Genomic DNA, 2,621 nt, shown 5'->3' on the forward strand with positions numbered 1-2,621 from the left:
CGGGTAGGTACGGATCGCCGCCGCGGCCGCCGGTGCCGCGTCCGCCGTCTCCCCCTGCGCGGCGCCCTCGGTCTCGATGTCTTCCGTCGCCATGTCGGCCTCCCCCACTGATCATCCGAACAGTTCCCGTAGACACGTTCGGAACGGTTCCGATTGGTTCACGCCAAAAACGCGTGGAGCGCCGAGGCTAGCAAGCCACCGCTGTGTCGTACGCGGCATCGACTAGGCTCGGCGCGTCGCACAGGCGGACGGACGCTCGGGGGGGTAAGTGATGCTGCCACCGCGCAGTGCCGGCGCTGACCCGGAAGCGGAACTTCCGCGCTACGCCGGGCAGTACCTGCTGGAGACGCGGCTCGGCTCCGGTGGCATGGGGGTCGTGCATCTGGCGCGGTCCGCTTCCGGACTGCGGCTCGCGGTCAAGGTGGTGCACGCCGAGTTCGCTCACGACCCCGAGTTCCGGGGGCGGTTCAGGCAGGAGGTCGAGGCCGCGCGGCGGGTCAGTGGCGCCTTCACCGCACCCGTCGTGGACGCCGATCCCGAGGCCGACAACCCCTGGATGGCGACGCTGTTCATCCCGGGCCCCACCCTCGCCGAGCATGTGAAGCGGAACGGCGGGCTGCCCACAGCACAACTGCGGCACCTCATGGCAGGACTGGCCGAGGCCCTGCGGGACATCCACCGGGCCGGGGTCGTGCACCGCGACCTCAAACCCAGCAATGTGCTGCTGGCCGAAGACGGTCCGAAAGTCATCGATTTCGGAATCTCCCGCCCGTCGGACAGCGAACTGCGCACCGAAACCGGAAAGTTGATCGGCACCCCGCCGTTCATGGCTCCGGAGCAGTTCCGCAGGCCGCGGGAGGTCGGGCCGGCCGCGGATGTCTTCGCGCTCGGGTCCGTCATCGTCCACGCGGCGACCGGCAGCGGGCCCTTCGACTCCGACAGCCCCTACCTGGTGGCGTATCAAGTCGTCCATGAAAAACCGGACTTGACAGGCGTACCGGAGGAGCTGGCCCCACTCGTGGCCCGTTGCCTGGCCAAGGAGCCGGAGGACCGGCCCACCCCGGACGAGCTGATGACGGCGCTGCGATCGGTGTCCGCCTCATACGATACGCAGGCGTTCATACCGCAGCAACGCGACCGGGGCGGCTCGCGACCGGACCGCCGCGACGACACGACGCACCACCGACTCGGGCCGCAGGAGTCCGCTCCCAAGGCCCCGCCCTCCCTGAAGAGAAGCCGCGTACGACGGCTGTGGCTGTCTGCTGTCGCGGTCCTCTCCGCCCTCGCCGGTGCCCTCGTCTATGTCGGCTCCGACGGCCCCGGGGCCGGCACGCCCGCCGCGACGCCCTCCACAAGTGCCTTCCCCGGCTGGAGCACTGAGCTGAGCGCGACCGGCGTCACGACCAACGGCATGGCGCGGTGCACCTACACGCCCCGGACGCTCTACTGCACCCGGCCGGGCGTCCTGGCCGCCGCCGTCGACGCAACCACCGGAAAGGCCCGGTGGGTACGCGGCGGCGTGGCGCAGCGTGATGACGGCAGCGCGCACCCACCCGTACTTTCGGGCGGGCTGCTGCACGTCATCAGCCGGGGCGGCAAACGTCTGACCGCGCTCGATCCGGCGACCGGTGCGACCCGTTGGACCCATGACATCTCGCCGTACGACGGCCGTGTCGCCCACGCCGCCGGAGCCGTCCTGCTCACCGGCGCCGACGGGAGGGTGACCGCACTGAACGCCGCCACGGGCGAGGAGAAGTGGCACCGCGCGATCCCGGGGCAGCCGCAGCCGGCCTTCCAGTCGTACGGAGGCGGGCCGGCGTACGCCGTGAGCGCGGACGGGTCGGGCACACGGGTGGCCGCCGTGGACCCAGAGACCGGCGCCACGCGCTGGCAGCGACGGCTAAACGGCTCGCTGGGCCTGGTGGGCGCGCACGACGGGTCGATGTGGTTCACCTCGTACGACGCGCAGTCGTATACGAACGCCGTCGTGCGCTACGACGTCGCCGACCGTAGGGTCCGCCGCGTCGCGCTGCACTACCCGCTGCAGAGCGCCGAAGCGGTCGTGCACGGAGACACGGTCTATCTGCTCGGGTACGGCGGTGCGCTCGTCGCCCTGGACACACGGACCTCGGCGCAGCGGTGGCGGCTCGAGACCGCCGTCACCAACGCCTCGACGCCCGCGGTGACCGGCACGCGGCTCTACTTCAGCGCGGCGGACGGGCGGCTGTTCGCCGTCGACACCACGCGGGGCAGGCTGCTGGGTCAGACGAAGGCGCGGCCCGGCGGCGACCAGGGCTCCTTGATGCCCGCGCTGCCTGCGCCGGTCGCGGCCGACGGGAAGGTGTACGCCTCCGCGCCCGACGGTTCACTGTTCGCCCTCGATGCGGGCCTACCGGCAAACTGGTGACACGCCGAGGAGGGCCGCCCAGGGCCTGTTCTCAGTCCGGATCACGGGGCGGTCGGGAGACTGCCTGACCAGAAGGCGGATCCGCACAGGTGGAGTCCTGCGGGGTTGCGTCCTGGGAGAGGTCGTCAGGTGGACCAGCTCGACGTCGAAGGCAGCGGTCCGGGCGCGCACAGCGGCGTGCTCGTGCGGGGAGAAGTCGTTCCCAGCGCCACGT

General features: G+C 71.4%; 1 protein-coding gene. It reads left to right on the forward strand.

What is annotated here, in order from left to right:
- The first annotated feature begins 271 nt into the window (after positions 1 to 271).
- Positions 272 to 2,407, forward strand: coding sequence for a serine/threonine-protein kinase (locus BIV24_RS31000; RefSeq protein ID WP_071369782.1), 2,136 nt, complete (start codon positions 272 to 274; stop codon positions 2,405 to 2,407).
- Positions 2,408 to 2,621: the final 214 nt, after the last annotated feature.

Origin of the sequence: Streptomyces colonosanans (assembly GCF_001866645.1) — a bacterium.
GTDB classification, from domain to species: Bacteria; Actinomycetota; Actinomycetes; order Streptomycetales; family Streptomycetaceae; genus Streptomyces; species Streptomyces colonosanans.

What these genes read in the sequence shown, in the direction of transcription:
- BIV24_RS31000 (WP_071369782.1), top strand. Translation starts at nt 272, where the DNA reads ATGCTGCCACCGCGCAGTGCCGGCGCTGACCCGGAAGCGGAACTTCCG.